The sequence below is a fragment of the Achromobacter sp. 1011791174 genome (genome assembly GCF_059760925.1).
The window spans coordinates 1-15,852 of the sequence record NZ_JCBANH010000126.1 but is presented as its reverse complement, the minus strand read 5'-3'; the positions used below and the strand labels follow the sequence as shown (position 1 = coordinate 15,852).

Below are 15,852 nucleotides of genomic sequence, written 5' to 3'. Positions count from 1 at the left end.
TGGCGCCAAGCTCAAGGTCGGGCGGCCCCATGTGGCCGAGGACGTGGCGCGCATCGCCGCCGTGCGCGAGGCCGTGGGCGACGACTGGGACATCATGGTGGACGCCAACCAGGGCTTTTCGGTGCCCGAGGCGATCCGCCGCGCGCGCGCCTTCGAGCCGCTGGACATTGCCTGGCTGGAAGAGCCGATCCACGCCGACGACGTGCACGCGCACCGGCGGCTGTCGGCCTCGACCACGGTGCCGATCGCGGTGGGCGAGTCGCTGTACAGCCTGTCGCAGTTCAAGGACTATCTGCAGAGCGACGCCTGCTCGGTGGTGCAGGTGGACGTGGGTCGCATCGGCGGCATCACGCCGTGGCTGAAGGTGGCGCACATGGCCGAGGCCTACAACGTGCCGGTCTGCCCGCACTTCCTGATGGAGATCCACGTGGCGCTGTGCTGCGCGGTGCCCAACAGCCGCTGGCTGGAATACATCCCGCAGCTGGACCTGATCACGCAATCGGGCATGCGCATCGAGGACGGCCACGGCGTGCCGTCGCAGGCGCCGGGCCTGGGCATAGACTGGGATTGGGCGGGGATAGAGCGGCTGGCGCGGCACCGCAGCCGCCACGGCTGATTGCGCGGGCCAGCCCGCCTGGAGCCGGACCGAGGGCCGGGCCCGGGCGGCCCGGCATCCGACAGCCGGAACCCTTAACGGATCAGGCTCAGGAACTCGGCGCGGGTGGAAGGGTTGTCGTGGAATTCGCCCAGCATCACGGACGTGACCATGGAGGAGTTCTGTTTTTCCACGCCGCGCATCATCATGCACATATGCTGGGCTTCCAGCACCACGGCCACGCCGGCGGCGTTGGTCACCTGCTGCACGGCCTCGGCGATCTGGCGGCTGAGGTTTTCCTGGATCTGCAGGCGGCGCGCGTACATTTCGACGATGCGGGCGACCTTGGACAGGCCCAGCACCTTGCCGTTGGGCAGGTAGGCGACGTGCGCCTTGCCGATGAAGGGCAGCATGTGGTGTTCACAGAGCGAGTACAGCTCGATGTTCTTGACCAGCACGATCTCGCGCGTGTTGGAGGTGAACAGCGCGCCGTTGACGATCTCGTCCAGGTTCTGCCCGTAGCCCCGGCACAGGTGGCGCATGGCCTTGGCGGCGCGCGCCGGCGTGTCGGCCAGTCCCTCGCGCGCGGGGTCTTCCCCCAATTCTTGGAGGATGGCGGTGTAATGCTTTTCCATGGACATGGGAACTCCTGGCAATGCTGGGCTGGCCTGGCGGCCGGATCGTGTTGTCTGCCCGCAAGTCTACCCCAGCGCGAGCGGGCGTCGGGGCCGATTGTTCTCAAAGCACCCGGTTCTCGACCGCGTACTTGATCAGCTCGGCCTGGCCGTCGATGCCGAGCTTGCGCTTGATGTTCAGCCGGTGGGTTTCCACCGTGCGCACCGACAGGTTCAGCGCCTGCGCGATCTGCTTGTTGGCATGGCCCTCGGCGATGTGGCGCAGCACGTCGCGCTCGCGCTGGGTCAGCAGGGTGGCGGGGGCGCTGGCCTGCGACAGCCGCACGGCGACGGCGGCGCTGAAATAGCTGCGGCCGGCCATGACGGCGTCGATGGCGGTGATGATTTCCTGCGCCGGCTCGTCCTTGAGCAGGTAGCCGCGCGCGCCCGCGCGCACCGCCTGCAGCATGTATTCCGGGTTGTCGTGCATGGACAGCACCAGCACCGCGATCTGCGGATAGCGTTCGTGCAGCTGCGCGGCCAGCTCCAGTCCGCCCACGCCCGGCATGTTCAGGTCCATCAGCGCCAGGTGCGGCAGGGTGCCGCCGTCCGGCTCCTCGGCCAGGCAGCCGCGCAGGAAGGCGAGCGCGGCGGCGGCGTTGCCGGCCTCGCCGATAACGGCCAGGCCGGGCACGGTTTCCAGGCGCAGGCGCAACCCGTCCCGCACCAGGGGGTGGTCGTCGATCAGCAGCAGGCGGGTGGTTTCGTTATGGCGGGTCATGCGTCGTGGGTCGGGGAGGAGGTGGCGCCGGCCGGCAGCGGCAGCCAGGCTTTCAACAGGGTGCCCTGGACGCCGGAGTGCAGCACCAGGGTGCCGGACAGGGCCGCCATGCGCTCGCGCATGTTGCGCAGGCCTATGCCCCGGCGCGGATCCTGCTGCACTTCGGCGTGGTCGAAGCCGTGGCCGTCGTCGGCGATGCTCAGGGTCAGGTCGCGCGCGCCGTAGGTCAGCACCATCTCGGCGCGGGTGGCGCCGGCGTGGCGCAGCACATTGGTCAGCGCTTCCTGGGTGACGCGGAACAGCGCGGTGGCGTAGGCGTCGGGCAACTTCACCGGGTGGCCGTCGGTGTGCAGCCGCACCGCCAGGGGCGTCACGCCGTGCTGGCTGGGTTGCGAGAATTCGCGGCCCAGGTGTTCCAGCGCGGCGGGCAGGCCCAGGTCGTCGAGCAGGGTGGGGCGCAGGTTGTGCGAGATGCGGCGCACCTCGCCCACGGCATTGTTCAGCCGGTCCAGCGCGCCGCCCAGCGGGGCGTCGATATGGGCCAGCGCGCGCGGCTCGGCGCCCAGCGCCTGGCGCAGCCGCTCGCGCGCCGCCTCCAGCGACAGCTTGATCGACACCAGCACCTGGCTGATGCCGTCGTGCAGCTCGCGCGACAGGCGCGCGCGCTCGTCTTCCTGGGTCCGCACCAGCTGCCGCGCCATCAGCCGCAGCTTGGCGTCGGACTGGCGGTGGTCGCTGATGTTCAGCGCCAGCCCGCAGGCGGCCACGCCCAGGATGCAGACGGCGGCGATGCCGGCGACCCAGGCGAACATGTCGCGGATGTTGGCCTGCGCCGCCGCGTCGATGCGCTGCAGGGCCTGGTTGACGTCGTCCAGGTAGATGCCGGTGCCCAGCATCCAGCCCCAGCGCTCCAGCACCACCACATAGCCGAGCTTTTCCTCGTTCTGGCGGGTGGACGGCCGTTCCCACAGATAGTGCACGGCTTCGCCGTGCTGGCCGCCGCGCCGGGCCGCGGCCAGCAGGTTCTGGATCACGGGCTGGCCCTGGGTGTCGCGCAGGTCCCAGAGCTCCTGGCCCACCAGTTCGGGCTGGCGCGGGTGCATCAGGTTCCTGCCCTGCAGGTCATAGACGAAGAAATAGCCGTCGCGGCCGAATTCCATCTGCGCCAGCAGGTCCAGCGCCCGCTGGCGCGTGGCCGGGTCGTCGCCGGCCTCCTGCAGCGGCGCGACCGCGCTGTAGGCCAGGCTGACGTAATGGCGCAGCTCGCTTTCCTTGCTGCCGAGCCAGGCGGTTTCCACCACCTGCTTTTCCATCTGCGCCAGCTTGAGCCCCTGCAGGTAGACGGCGACCGTGATGGCGGCCATCGCCGCCAGCAGGGGGACGGCGGCCAGCAGCAGGATCTTCAGGCGCAGTTTCATGGGAACGGTAAGCGGGCGGAACGTGAAATGTTGCGTTGCGTCATTCCCGGATAGAGGGACGATTGCAGGATTTGGATCGGAAATTGCAGGGATTACGGCATTTTATGCTGCGGCGCATTGCGTAGTACTACGTAGCGGCATTGCGTAGTTCCGCGCTTGTTGGCGCCTGGGCAAACCGAAATACTAACGCCCGCGCCGACATTGGCGCCGGGCGGACGCGTGCGTAAGCCCACCCACAACAACGAGTCTGCCTTCCGCGAGACGAAAAAAGCGTTTCACGCCAAAAGCATGGCGGGAGGCTAGAGGAGCACTTATGCAAACCAGCAGCAAGGGACTGGGTGAACACCTGGTCTGGCTGGCTGTCGCGGTACTGGGCGCGTTCGCGCTGGGCACCGTGGCGTTGGCCAGAGGGGAAACCATCAATGCGCTATGGGTGGTGATCGCCGCCGTATGCGTCTATCTGATCGCATACCGTTACTACAGCCGCTTCATCGCCAAGAAGGTTTTCCAGCTGGATCCGACGCGCATGACGCCGGCCTGGAAGCACAATGACGGCCTGGACTACGTGCCCACCAACAAGCACGTGCTGTTTGGCCACCACTTCGCCGCCATCGCCGGCGCAGGCCCGCTGGTCGGCCCCGTGCTGGCCGCGCAGATGGGCTACCTGCCCGGCATGCTGTGGATCCTGGCCGGCGTGGTGTTCGCCGGCGCCGTGCAGGACTTCACCATCCTGTTCATCTCGACGCGCCGCGACGGCCGTTCGCTGGGTGATCTGGTCAAGTCCGAGCTGGGCAAGATCCCGGGCGTGATCGCGCTGTTCGGCGCCTTCATGATCATGGTCATCATCCTGGCCGTGCTGGCGCTGATCGTGGTGAAGGCGCTGACGCATTCGCCGTGGGGCACCTTCACGGTGGCCGCCACCATTCCCATCGCGCTCTTCATGGGCGTTTACCTGCGCTACATCCGCCCGGGCAAGATCGGCGAAGTGTCCATCATCGGCTTCGTCGGCCTGATGGCCGCGATCGTGTTCGGCCAGGACGTGGCCGCGCATCCCGTGCTGGGTCCGCTGTTCGACTTCGACGGCAAGGGCCTGACCTGGATCCTGATCGTCTACGGCTTCATCGCCTCGGTGCTGCCCGTGTGGCTGCTGCTGGCCCCGCGCGACTACCTGTCGACCTTCCTGAAGATCGGCACCATCGTCGGCCTGGCCATCGGCATCGTCGTGGTCGCGCCCGAGCTGAAGATGCCCGCGCTGACCCAGTTCGTCGACGGTTCCGGCCCGGTCTGGTCGGGCAACCTGTTCCCGTTCCTGTTCATCACCATCGCCTGCGGCGCGGTGTCGGGCTTCCACGCGCTGATCTCCTCGGGCACCACGCCCAAGCTGATCGAGAACGAGACCCAGGCCCGCTACATCGGCTACGGCGGCATGCTGATGGAATCCTTCGTCGCCATCATGGCGCTGGTGGCCGCCTGCGTGATCGAGCCGGGCATCTACTACGCCATGAACAGCCCGGCCGCCGTCATCGGCACGACGCCGGACCAGGTCGCCCAGGTGGTGTCCAGCTGGGGCTTCGTGATCACGCCGGCCGACCTGGTGCAGACCGCCAAGGACGTGGGCGAGAGCACCATCATCTCGCGCGCCGGCGGCGCGCCGACGCTGGCCGTGGGCATGGCGCACATCCTGCACCAGGCCATCGGCGGCCCGTCCATGATGGCGTTCTGGTATCACTTCGCCATCCTGTTCGAAGCGCTGTTCATCCTGACCGCCGTCGACGCGGGCACCCGCGCCGGCCGCTTCATGCTGCAGGACCTGATGGGCACTTTCGCGCCCTCGCTCAAGCGCACCGAGTCGCTGCCGGCCAACCTGATCGCCACCGGCCTGTGCGTGGCGGCCTGGGGCTACTTCCTGTACCAGGGCGTGGTCGATCCGCTGGGCGGCATCAACACGCTGTGGCCGCTGTTCGGCATCGCCAACCAGATGTTGGCCGCGATCGCGCTGACGCTGGGCGCCGTGGTGCTGTTCAAGATGAAGCGCGAGCGCTACGCCTGGGTCGCCGTGCTGCCGACGCTGTGGCTGCTGGCTTGCACGCTGACCGCCGGCTGGCAGAAGATCTTCGCCGCCGACCCCAAGGTCAGCTTCCTGGCGCACGCCGCCAAGTACAACGCCGCCATCGCCGAAGGCAAGGTGCTGGCCCCGGCCAAGTCGCTGGAGCAGATGTCGCGCGTGGTGCTGAACGACTACATCAACGCCGGTCTGTGCGCGATCTTCATGTTCGTGGTGATCAGCACGGTGACTTTCGGCATCCGGGCTGCGCTGCGCGCCCGCGCCGAGAACCGCCCGACCTCGCGCGAAACGCCGTACGAACCGCTGCCCAGCGCCGCGGCGGCCGGCGCGGACTGAACCTGACGGAGGCCGCATGCTGTTTTCCAACATGACTTCCGCCGCCGGCGCCGCCGGCCGTTACCTGGGGCAGACGCTCCGGCTGATGGTGGGCGTGCCGGATTACGAGACCTATGTGGAGCACATGCGCGCCACCCATCCGGATCAGGAGCCGATGAGCTACGAGGCGTTCTTCCGCGAACGGCAGGACGCCCGTTACGGCGGCAAGAAGCGGATCGGCTGCTGCTGATTCCTTCGGGATTCCCCCCTGGGCGGCCTTCGGGTCGCCTTTTTTCATCGACGGGCCGCCCCAAGATGAAAAGCGCCCCCCTCGGGGGGGCAGCAAGCGCACGCAGTGCGCGCGGCGTGGGGGGCATTTTTCATGCGCGCCACCCATGAAGCCTGCGTGGATCGTGGTCGAGTCCGCGCCGGATCCAAAGGAATGCCGGCGTGCGGGAGTGGGTAATCCTGTCTGCGATTGATGCTCGCGCATGCCCCCGTATCTGGCTAGGATGCGAGCATGTACGGGATCTTTGGAGTTGACCGGGTGTCTTGTTTCAGTTATTCCGTGAAGGGGCACGTACCGCCGCGGCCGGTTCCAGCGCCGCAGCCCCCAGACCCACCACCACTACGATAGGAGGCGAGCATGAGCGAAACCACCATCAAGACCAAGGATCAAGTGCTTGGGGAGATCCGATACGCGCAGCGCCTGGCTCAGCGCACGGCGAGACTGTATCGACGCATCCAGGCGTTCTCGACCTTTCTGGCGATGCTTGGCGGCGCGGGCGTCATGTCGGCGATGAGCACTCGGTTTCCCGTCTGGGTATCGATATCGGGGGCTGTGGTCGCCGCCGTGTTCGGCGCGATGGTCATCGTCATCCGTCCGGCCGATAAGGCGGCGCCGAATGAGCTGGACATCAGGAAGTACGACGAACTCCTGGCCAGGGCGCAGGGATTGAGCGCGGAGCAGATCCTGCCGCTGCTGGCCGAGGCCCGGAAGACGGATGCCGCTGAAATCGAGTCGCTGCGGACCATCGCCTACAACGATGTCATGAGCGAGATGAACCGCGACGATCAGAAGATCCGGCTCAATGCCTATCAGGCGATGCTGGCCGCCATCGCCTGATAGGCGCGGTCCGGGGTCGAGTCTTCCTTGAATGCACCTGCGGGACAGCGCATCAGCGTATCGGCCAGCCGTACATCAGCCCGCCGTCGCGCCATTGCGCGTTCAGCCCGCGCGGCAGCCGCATGGGGCTGGACATGCCCAGGTTGGCCTCGTAGCTCTCGCCATAGTTGCCGACCTGCTTGATGATGCTGTAGGCCCATTTGTCGTCCACGCCCAGGTTGCGGCCCATGCCGGGCGCCGCGCCCAGGATGCGCTGCACGTTGGGATTGCGGCTGTCCAGCATCCGGTCGACGTTGGCCGAGCCGATGCCGAATTCCTCGGCCTCCAGCATGGCGTTGAGCGACCAGCGCACGATGTTGAACCAGCTTTCATCGCCCTGGCGCACCATCGGACCGAGCGGCGTCTTGGCGATGTTCTCGTCCAGGATCTGGTAGTCGGCGGGATGCTCCAGCGTGGTGCGGGATGCGGCCAGCTGGGACTTGTCGGAAGTGAAGGCGTCGCAGCGGCCGGCGGCGAAGGCGCGCACGATTTCGTCGTATTTCTCGATCACCACGGGCTTGAACGACAGCGAATTGGCGCGGAACCAGTCGGCCAGGTCCAGCTCGGTGACGGTGCCGGGCTGCACGCAGATGGTGGCGCCGTCCAGTTCGCGCAGCCGCTTGACGCCCAGCTTGCGCGACACCATCACGCCCTGGCTGTCGTAGTAGTTGACCGCCACGCCGATCAGTCCCAGGGTGGTGTCGCGCGCCAACGTGGGCGTGGCATTGCGCGTCAGCACGTCCACCTCGCCCGATTGCAGCGCGGTGAAGCGCTGCTGCGTGGTCAGCGGCGTGACCTTGTGGCGCGAGGCGTCGTTTAACACCGCCGCCGCGATGGCGCGGCACATGTCGATGTCCAGGCCGTGCCAGGCGCCCTTGGCGTCCACGGAAGAGAAGCCCTGGATGCCGGTGGACACGCCGCACTGCACGTAGCCTTTCTTCTTGACCGCGTCCAGCGTGGGGCCGGCATGGGCGCTGCCCAGGCCGCAGGCCAGCGCCAGCAGCGCGGCGGATCGCAACAGGTTCATGAGGTGTCCTCCTGGTATTAGGGCTTGCGGCCGCCTTTGGCGGCGCGCAAGGGATGACGCGGACGACGGCCGGCGTTCAACCGGCCTTGCGGTGCCTGGCGGCCAGCGCGTCCTGGCTTTCCGTCAGGGCCTGGTCCAGGATGGCGACGGCGCGGTCGATCTCGTCGTTGGACACGGTCAGCGGCGGGGCGATGCGCCAGACCGAGCCGCGCTCGGGACGGCGGCGGATGTTCATGCTCAGTCCCAGCTCGAAACAGCGTTGGGTCGTGAGCGCGCCCAGCTCGTGGAAGGGCTGCTTGGTGGCGCGGTCCTGCACCAGTTCCACGCCCAGCAGCAGGCCTTCGCCGCGCACGTCGCCTATGGCTTCGTGGCGCTGCTGCAGCGCCAGCAGGCGGCCGCGCAGATAGGCGCCCTGGGTGCGCGCGCGCTCCATCAGGTGTTCGCGCTTGAGCGTGTCCAGCACCGCCAGGCCCACGGTGGCCGGCAGCGGGTCCGACACATGGCTGGTATAGAAGGTGAAGCCTTTCTGGTGGATGTCCTGCTCGATGGCGGGCGTGGTGACGGTGGCCGCCAGCGGCAGGCCGCCGCCCATGGTCTTGGACAGGCTCATGATGTCGGGCGTGACGCCGAAGAAGTCCGCCGCCGTGCGGTGGCCGATGCGCCCGAACGCGGTCTGCGCCTCGTCGAAGATCAGCAGCATGCCGCGCTGGTCGGCCGCGCGGCGCAGGGCCTGCATATAGGACTTCGGTGGCACCAGCACGCCGCCCGCGCTGATCACCGGCTCGACGATGATGGCGGCGGCGCGGCCGGCGCTGGCCATGTCGAACATCTTCAGGCCGATCTCCAGGCAGGCCAGGGCCGAGGCCTCGGGGTCCATGCCCTCGATATAGGGGCGGTACATGTTCGGTTCCGGCATGACGTACACGCCCGGCACGTGCACGCCGTAACCCTTGCGGTCGCTGGCGTAGGACACGCCGCTGACGCCGCCGGTCACGCCGTGCCAGGATCCGCCCACCGCCAGGATCTCGTAGCCCTGGGTGTGCATCTTGGCCATGCGCAGCGCCACTTCATTGCTTTCGGATCCGGTGTTGACGAAGATGGACTTGGACAGGCCTGGCGGCATCCAGTCGCGCGCCAGCGTGGCGGCCAGCCGCGCCACCACCTCGGGGATCATGCCGCTGAACAGGTGGAAGGCGTTCTCGCCCGCCAGCCGCACCGCCTCGACGATGGCCGGGTGGTTGTGGCCGATGGTGGCGCACATCTGGCCGGAGGTGAAATCCAGGATCTCGCGTCCGGTGTCGTCGCGCACCACGGTGCCGCGCGCCGAGCGGAACAGGTTGGGGAAGGTGTCGCCGCCGTAGCGCACCATGTATTCCCTGGCCGCCGCCCTGAGATTCTCGTCCATGTATAAACTCCCTGAAATCCGCGGCTCGCCGACGGAGACGCTGGCGGACAGTCTCTCCGGCGCGGGCGTGGGCGTCCAATGCGAAGCGCGCATGCGGCGTCATGCGCCGGACGCATCGGCATTGCGCCTCACGCATGGCGCGCGCACGGCTGGCGCAAGACCGGCCGGAACAAGGGGAACACGATGGACACCAGATGGCTGCAGGACTTCGTCACGCTTTCCGAGGTGCGCAACTTCACGCGGGCGGCCGAGCTGCGCAACCTGTCGCAGGCGGCGTTCAGCCGCCGCATCCAGAGCCTGGAGCAGTGGCTGGGCGCCCGGCTGATCGACCGCAACGCCTATCCGACCCAGCTTACCGACGCGGGCGAGCGCTTTCGCGCCACCGCGATCGAACTGATCAACCAGCTGGCCGAGGCCCGCGCGGATATCGGCGGCGCGCCGGGGCGCAATCAGATCCGGCTGGCCGCGCCGTATGCGCTGGCCACCACGCGGCTGCCGGGCTGGTGGCGGCAATGGGACGCCGAACAGGCTTGCAGCTGCACGCTGCTGACCGGCAATGTGCACGATACGGTGTCGGCCTTCACGGCGGGCGCCATCGACCTGCTGGTCTGCTATCACCAGGCAGCCCAGCCCTTGCCGCTGGATCTGGCGCGCTTCGACTGCCTGACGCTGGGCGGCGACATTATCCGGCCCTACGCGGCCCAATCGCGGGTCGCGTCCCGCGATTGGGACTTGCCGGGCACGCCGCAAGCGCCGGTGCCCTTGCTGATGTATTCGTCCAGCGTCTATTTCGCGCGCCTGATCCAGGCCGCCATCGACGGCGCGGCGCGGCCGCTGCATGGAACGCGGGTGTTCGAGTCGGAGATGTCGGACGTGCTGCGCGATCTGGCGGCGCAGGGCCTGGGCGTGGCGTGGCTGGCGGAAAGCTCGGTGGACCAGGCATCCGGCCTTGCGCCGCTGGCCAGCCGCGACTGGGATGTCGAAGTGGCCATGCTGGCCTACAAGCAGAAGGCCTGCACGCGGCCGGCCGTCAACCGGCTGTGGCAGCGCATGCAGGCCTGCGGCGCGTCCGCCACGGCTTGAGCGGACGCGCGTGGGACTTACTCTCCGGCCTCTTCGAGGAAATCCGCCGGCGGCACGAAATACAGCGAACCCGTCACGGCGCGGCTGACGTCCAGCAGCCGGTCGTAGTTGCCCGGCGGGTTGCCCAGGAACATGTTGTCCAGCATGCGCTCGATGCGCGAGGGCGAGCGCGCGTAGCCGATGAAGTAGGTGCCGAATTCACCCTTGCCGGCGTCGCCGAAGGGCATGTTGTCGCGCAGGATGGGCTGTTCCTCGCCATCCTTCTCGATGACGGTCAGCACGTTGTGCGCGTAGCTGGGCTTGGCCGCATCGTCCAGCTCGACGTTGGACAGCTTCTTACGGCCGATGATTTTCTCCTGCTGCTCGACCGGGATCTCGTCCCACTTCTTCATGTCGTGCAGGTACTTCTGCACGATGACGTAGCTGCCGCCCTTGAACGCCTCGTCCTCGTCGCCGATCAGCGTGGCGTCGCGCGCGGCCTGGGCCACCGGGTTTTCCGTGCCGTCGACGAAGCCGAGCAGGTCGCGGTCGTCGAAATACTTGAAGCCCTGGGCCGTGTCGGCCACTGTCACCGCGCCTTCCAGCCGCGCCATGATCAGCGTGGACAGCTCGAAACAGAGGTCCATGCGCTCGGCGCGCAGGTGGAACAGCAGGTCGCCGGGCGTGGCGGGGGCGTGATGCACGCCGTTGATCTCACGGAACGGATGCAGTTCCTTCGGGCGCGGCGCGCCAAACAGGCGGTCCCAGGCCTGCGAGCCGATGCCCATGACACAGGACAGCGTGTCGTCGGCGGCGCGCACGCCCACGCTGCGGGTCAGGCCGGCGATATCGGCGCACAGGCCGCGCGCGGCGGCCTCGGCATCCGGGCCGGGGTTGAGGGTGGCCACCAGGAAGATGGCGGAACGGGTCAGTCGGGCGTCGACGGCTTGGGGCGTGGTGGCGGTCACTCTGTCTTCCTTGATAGTGATGGGCGCGGCGATGTCACGGAGCCGCGCGCAACGGCAGCATAGCCGACCGGGACGAAAAAAAGCCCCGCTGGACGGCGGGGCCTGGAGACTGGGCGCATCAGGCGCTGGCGCGGGCTTCGGTGCTGCCTTGAACGCGCGCCGCGCGGCGCGCGTTCAGGCGCCAGTGCAATCCCAGCGCGGCGACCGCGACGGCGCCGCTGGCCGACAGGGCCAGCGTGGCGAAGCCGGCATGGGTGTACAGCGTGCCGGCGACGGCGGTGCCCAGGCTGGCGCCCAGGTAGGTGACGCAGGTGTTCAGGCCCAGCACCGCGCCGCGTTCCTCGGGGCGGGCGCGCGACAGCAGCAGCACCAGCAGGTTCAGGCACAGCTGCGAGGCCGCGCCCCAGACGGCGGCGATGAGCAGCACGGCCGGCAGCGCCCGCGCGGCGGGCAGCAGCGCCAGGTAGACCAGAGCGGCGGCGCCCAGCGCCAGCGGTAGCGCGCGGCGCGGGCCCAGGCGTTCGATCAGCCGCGCGCCCAGCAGGCCCGACAGCATGAAGCCGGCGCCGTAGGCGAAGGCGATGAAACCGACCTGTCCGGCCGACAGCGCCAGCAGGCGCCGCACGTGGTCGGCCAGGAAGGCGTAGACGCCGTAGAAGGCGGACGAGAACGCCAGGCAGCCCAGCAGCAGCGCCGGCACGTCGCGGTACGACAGCGGCGCCAACAGACGCGACAGGCGCAGCGGCGCGGGATGGGCGGCGCGGCGTTCGGGCAGGCGGCGCAGGCCCAACAGGGCGACGGCGGCGCACAGCGCCAGCACGCCATAGGTGGCGCGCCAGCCGATGGCGTCGGAAATCAGCGCCGACAGCGGCACGCCGGCCACCAGCGATACCGACCAGCCGGCGATGACGCGGCCCAGCGTGCGCGCCTCCTGGCCGGGCTGCGCGATCAGCGAGGCCGAGCCGTAGGCGGCGGGCAGGATGACGCCGGCGGCCGTGCCGGCCACGGCCTGGGCCAGCGTCAGCGCCAGCCAGTGCGGCGCGGCGGCCGACAGCAGCAGCGCGGCGATCAGCGCCAGCATGCCGCCCAGCAGTGTGCGGCGGATGCCGATGCGGTCGATGCGCGCGGCCAGGAAGAAGGCGCTGGCGGCGGTGGCGGCGCCATAGGCGGAAATGGCCGTGCTGATGGTGAGCGGGGTGGTCGAGAACGACCGGGCCACGTCGGAAAGAATGGGACTGAGCGCCAGGCCGTTGGATCCCACGACGCTGACGGCGAACATCAGGGCGGGAACGGGGCTGCGGGTGTTGCGATTCTGCATTCTCCGAATTTTATTTGAATAAAATAAGGGTTTACACCGATAATCCTTTATTCCATAAAAGTTTGAACGCCATTCGGCGTAACCCGATTCCGATGTCAGATCTCGACGAGCGCGACCGAAAACTATTAACGCTGCTGGCCGCCGACGCCACGCCCAGCTATGCCGAACTGGGCAAATTGCTGAACCTGTCCGCGCCGGCCGTGCACGAGCGCGTCAAGCGCCTGAAGCGCGATGGCCAGATCAAGGGCATCGCCGCCAGGCTGGACGGCGCGAAGATCGGCCGGCCGCTGCTGGCCTTCGTCCACGTGGACACCAACAACTGGACCATCACCCAGCAGGTGCTGGGCCTGGCCGAGCTGAACGAGGTCGAGGAAATCCACACCATCACGGGCAAGAGCGCCATGCTGCTCAAGGTGCGCGTGAGCGATACGCAGGCGCTGGAGCAGCTGCTGGCGCGCATCCACAAGATCGAGGGCATCACCAACACCACCAGCGACATCGCGCTGACCAGCTATCTGGAGCGCGGTCCGCTGCCGGACGACGCCTGAGCGCTGGCCCGTCAGGGAGCGTGGCGAGCCGGCCCGGGTCGGCCGGCGTGGCGCGGCCCCCGGCCGGTGCGCCGTCAGACGCGGGGGCCCGGCGCCGCGCGCAGGCGCAGCCGCGTGATCTCGGACGGCGCGCCCAGCCGCTTGGGCGGCCCCCAGTAGCCGGTGCCCCGGCTGACGTAGATCCACATCCTGCCGTGCCGGTGCAGCCCGGCCGTATAGGGCTGCTGCAGGCGCACGAAGAAGCCCCAGGGAAAGAACTGCCCGCCATGCGTGTGGCCCGACAGTTGCAGGGTGTAGCCCAGCGGCTCGGCGGCGGCCGCGCTGCGCGGCTGGTGCGCCAGCAGGATGCGTGGCCAGGCATCGGCCGGCGCGCCGGCCAGGGCCGCCGCCGGATTGCTGCGCTGGTGGGGATCGAAGGCGCCGGCGCTGTAGTCGGTGACGCCGGCGATGATCATCGGCAGTCCGGACGGATGGATCAGCGCGTGCTCGTTCATCAGCACCCGCAGCCCCATGCGGCGGAATTCCGCGACCCAGGGCGCGGCGCCCGAATAGTATTCATGGTTGCCCGTCACCAGATACACGCCATGAGGCGCGCGCAGCTGGCCCAGCGGGCTGGCCTGCGCGGCCAGCTGTTCGACGTTGCCGTCGACCACGTCGCCGGTGATGGCGACGAGGTCCGGCGATTCCTGGTTGACCGCGTCCACGATGGCCTGCACGTAGCGCTGCTTGATGGTGGGGCCGACGTGGATGTCGCTGATCTGCACGATGGTGAAGCCGTCCAGGTCGGGCGGCAGGCCGGCGATGGGCACGTCCACCGTGACCACGCGGGCGCGCCGGCGCGCATTGACGAAGCCCACGATGGTGGCGGCCAGCGCCAGCGTCGCCACCCACCAGGCCGAGGCCTGCCGCAGCGCGGTCCAGCCCAATTCCAGGCCCGCCAGGCTGGCCAGCCACAGGATCAGCAGCAGCGCGTCGCGCAGCACGGTGAAGACGAACAGCGACGAGAACAGGCCCATCGTGATCAGCCCGACCCAGGCGATCCGGTCGCCCCAGGGTGGCCGCGCCGAGGACCGGGCCAGCATGCCCAGCGGGATCAGGATGCAGGACAGCGCCAGCGCCAGCACGGCCGCGGCCGCGCTGGGGCCGTGATGCAGTCCGTCGGGAATGAGGCGGGCGCCGACGTAGAGATGGGCCAGCGCGCCCAGCGTGAGAAAGCGCAGGAAAAACGAGGATTGGCGTAGGGACACGGGGCGGCACCGGAGCGCCCGCGAGGCAGGCGCGTAGCAAGGGAATTGCCATTCTATGCCCCGGAGATGTCCGGGGGGCCGTGACGCTCGCGCCAGCGGGTTGCGGCAGGCGCGCGGCGCCTGCGGCCGCGCGCGCCGCCATGGCGGAGTCAGCGCCCTGGCAACTCGTCGCGGCGCAGCAGGCCGGGATGCAGCTCGTCGAGCCGGTTGATGCCGAGCATGGCCATGTTGCGGTCGACTTCGGCGCGCAGCAGGCCGATGGCGTGCGCCACGCCGGCCTCGCCGCCGATGGCGGCCGCGTAATTGAAGGGTCGGCCCACGAACACGCAGCGCGCACCCAGCGCCAGCGCCTTGAGCACGTCGCCGCCCCGGCGCACGCCGCTGTCCAGCATCACCGGCATGTCGCCGGCAGCGTCCAGCACGCCCGGCAGCGCCAGCAGCGGCGGCACCGCGCCGTCGAGCTGGCGGCCGCCATGGTTGGAGACGATGATGCCGTCCACGCCATGCTCGCGCGCCAGGGCCGCGTCGTCCGGATGCAGGATGCCCTTGATGACCAGCGCGCCGGGCCATTGCCGGCGGATGCGGGCCACGTGCTCCCAGCTCAGGTGGTCGCGCGCCGAGAAATCGCGCAGCACGGAGGCCGACAGGATGGGCGCGCCGCGCGTGGCGAAGGAGTTCTCGAAGTGCGGCATGCCATGCGCCAGCAGCGTGCGCAGGAAGGTGCCGGCCAGCCAGCGCGGCCGGGTCAGGCCGTCCCAGGCCAGCCGCAGGCTGGGCTTGAGCGGCGTGGAGAAGCCGGTACGCACATTGTTCTCGCGATTGGCGGACACGGGAATGTCCACGGTCAGCACCAGGGTCTCGTAGCCGGCCTTGCGGGCGCGCTCGACCAGCGCGTCGATGCGGGCCGGATCGCCGGGCAGATAGGCCTGGAACCAGGTGCCGGGCGCGGCCTGGATCACGTCTTCAAGCGGAATCAGCGAGGTGCCGCTGAGGATGGCGGGGATGTTGGACGCACGCGCGGCGCGGGCCTGGACGATGTCGCCGCGATAGGCCGACAGCGCGCTCAGGCCCATGGGCGCGATGCCGAACGGCGCGTCGTAGCGGCGGCCGAACAGGTCGAATTGCTGCGAGCGGGCCGATACGTTCACCAGCACGCGCGGCACGAAGCCGTAGCGCGCGAACGCGTCGCGGTTGGCGCGCAGCGACTGGTTGTCCTCGGCCGCGCCGGCGATGTAGCCGAAGATGGGGCGCGGCAGGCGCCGGCGCGCGGCCTGCTCGAAGTCGTCCAGCGACAGCATGCGCGCCAGGGCGCGGGGCAGGGGAC

The 15,852-nt window shown here is 69.0% G+C and carries 15 protein-coding genes; 6 read left to right on the top strand and 9 right to left on the bottom strand.

Annotation, left to right across the window (positions count from 1 at the left end):
* A partial coding sequence (locus tag AC6LJ5_RS27750; RefSeq protein ID WP_498142192.1) for an enolase C-terminal domain-like protein occupies window positions 1–616 on the top strand: 616 nt, incomplete at its 5' end.
* Between the two features lie 74 nt (window positions 617–690).
* Here the strand turns inward: AC6LJ5_RS27750 and folE are convergent.
* The 3 genes from folE to AC6LJ5_RS27735 all read right to left on the bottom strand — a co-directional run bounded on the left by folE (window position 691) and on the right by AC6LJ5_RS27735 (window position 3,408).
* The gene (gene folE / locus AC6LJ5_RS27745) at window positions 691–1,236 is read right to left on the bottom strand and encodes a GTP cyclohydrolase I FolE (RefSeq protein ID WP_103274192.1); all 546 of its coding nucleotides are present in this window, start codon (window positions 1,234–1,236) and stop codon (window positions 691–693) included.
* A gap of 97 nt (window positions 1,237–1,333) precedes the next feature.
* Complete coding sequence (locus AC6LJ5_RS27740; protein WP_103274193.1) at window positions 1,334–1,990, bottom strand: response regulator; 657 nt, start codon at window positions 1,988–1,990, stop codon at window positions 1,334–1,336.
* Entirely contained in the window at window positions 1,987–3,408 is a 1,422-nt protein-coding gene (locus tag AC6LJ5_RS27735; RefSeq protein WP_103274194.1) for a cache domain-containing protein, read from the bottom strand. The genes AC6LJ5_RS27740 and AC6LJ5_RS27735 overlap by 4 nt, the downstream gene beginning before the upstream one ends.
* A gap of 313 nt (window positions 3,409–3,721) precedes the next feature.
* Here AC6LJ5_RS27735 and AC6LJ5_RS27730 point away from each other — a divergent pair, with 313 nt between their 5' ends.
* From AC6LJ5_RS27730 to AC6LJ5_RS27720, 3 genes are all read left to right on the top strand, one after another.
* Entirely contained in the window at window positions 3,722–5,809 is a 2,088-nt protein-coding gene (locus AC6LJ5_RS27730; RefSeq protein WP_103274195.1) for a carbon starvation CstA family protein, read from the top strand.
* Between the two features lie 16 nt (window positions 5,810–5,825).
* On the top strand, window positions 5,826–6,038 hold the full coding sequence (locus tag AC6LJ5_RS27725; RefSeq protein WP_103274196.1) for a YbdD/YjiX family protein: 213 nt from the start codon (window positions 5,826–5,828) through the stop codon (window positions 6,036–6,038).
* A gap of 396 nt (window positions 6,039–6,434) precedes the next feature.
* Window positions 6,435–6,914 (top strand): hypothetical protein, encoded by a 480-nt coding sequence (locus AC6LJ5_RS27720; protein ID WP_498142191.1) that lies wholly within the window; start codon window positions 6,435–6,437, stop codon window positions 6,912–6,914.
* A 52-nt stretch (window positions 6,915–6,966) separates the two neighbouring features.
* On the opposite strand, the gene AC6LJ5_RS27715 is transcribed toward AC6LJ5_RS27720, so the two are convergent.
* Together AC6LJ5_RS27715 and AC6LJ5_RS27710 are read right to left on the bottom strand one after the other, a co-directional pair.
* Window positions 6,967–7,980 carry an amino acid ABC transporter substrate-binding protein gene (locus AC6LJ5_RS27715; RefSeq protein ID WP_498142190.1) on the bottom strand — a complete coding sequence of 338 codons (1,014 nt, stop codon included), beginning with the start codon at window positions 7,978–7,980 and terminating at the stop codon, window positions 6,967–6,969.
* A gap of 76 nt (window positions 7,981–8,056) precedes the next feature.
* Window positions 8,057–9,385, bottom strand: a complete 1,329-nt coding sequence (locus tag AC6LJ5_RS27710) for an aspartate aminotransferase family protein (RefSeq protein ID WP_498142189.1) — start codon at window positions 9,383–9,385, stop codon at window positions 8,057–8,059.
* Window positions 9,386–9,568: 183 nt separating this feature from the next.
* Here AC6LJ5_RS27710 and AC6LJ5_RS27705 point away from each other — a divergent pair, with 183 nt between their 5' ends.
* Window positions 9,569–10,468, top strand: coding sequence for a LysR family transcriptional regulator (locus AC6LJ5_RS27705; protein ID WP_498142188.1), 900 nt, complete (start codon window positions 9,569–9,571; stop codon window positions 10,466–10,468).
* Between the two features lie 17 nt (window positions 10,469–10,485).
* Here AC6LJ5_RS27705 and AC6LJ5_RS27700 read toward each other — a convergent pair whose 3' ends face one another.
* Together AC6LJ5_RS27700 and AC6LJ5_RS27695 are read right to left on the bottom strand one after the other, a co-directional pair.
* Window positions 10,486–11,436 (bottom strand): Dyp-type peroxidase, encoded by a 951-nt coding sequence (locus AC6LJ5_RS27700; protein ID WP_498142194.1) that lies wholly within the window; start codon window positions 11,434–11,436, stop codon window positions 10,486–10,488.
* A gap of 97 nt (window positions 11,437–11,533) precedes the next feature.
* A complete protein-coding gene (locus AC6LJ5_RS27695; RefSeq protein ID WP_233772419.1) occupies window positions 11,534–12,733 on the bottom strand; it encodes an MFS transporter in 1,200 nt (399 codons plus the stop codon).
* Between the two features lie 92 nt (window positions 12,734–12,825).
* Here AC6LJ5_RS27695 and AC6LJ5_RS27690 point away from each other — a divergent pair, with 92 nt between their 5' ends.
* On the top strand, window positions 12,826–13,281 hold the full coding sequence (locus AC6LJ5_RS27690; RefSeq protein WP_103274199.1) for an Lrp/AsnC family transcriptional regulator: 456 nt from the start codon (window positions 12,826–12,828) through the stop codon (window positions 13,279–13,281).
* A gap of 74 nt (window positions 13,282–13,355) precedes the next feature.
* On the opposite strand, the gene AC6LJ5_RS27685 is transcribed toward AC6LJ5_RS27690, so the two are convergent.
* Together AC6LJ5_RS27685 and AC6LJ5_RS27680 are read right to left on the bottom strand one after the other, a co-directional pair.
* A complete protein-coding gene (locus AC6LJ5_RS27685) occupies window positions 13,356–14,528 on the bottom strand; it encodes a metallophosphoesterase (protein ID WP_498142187.1) in 1,173 nt (390 codons plus the stop codon).
* Between the two features lie 149 nt (window positions 14,529–14,677).
* Window positions 14,678–15,847: an alpha-hydroxy acid oxidase gene (locus tag AC6LJ5_RS27680; protein WP_498142193.1), complete on the bottom strand. Its 1,170-nt coding sequence runs from the start codon at window positions 15,845–15,847 to the stop codon at window positions 14,678–14,680.
* Between the last annotated feature and the right edge of the window lie 5 nt (window positions 15,848–15,852).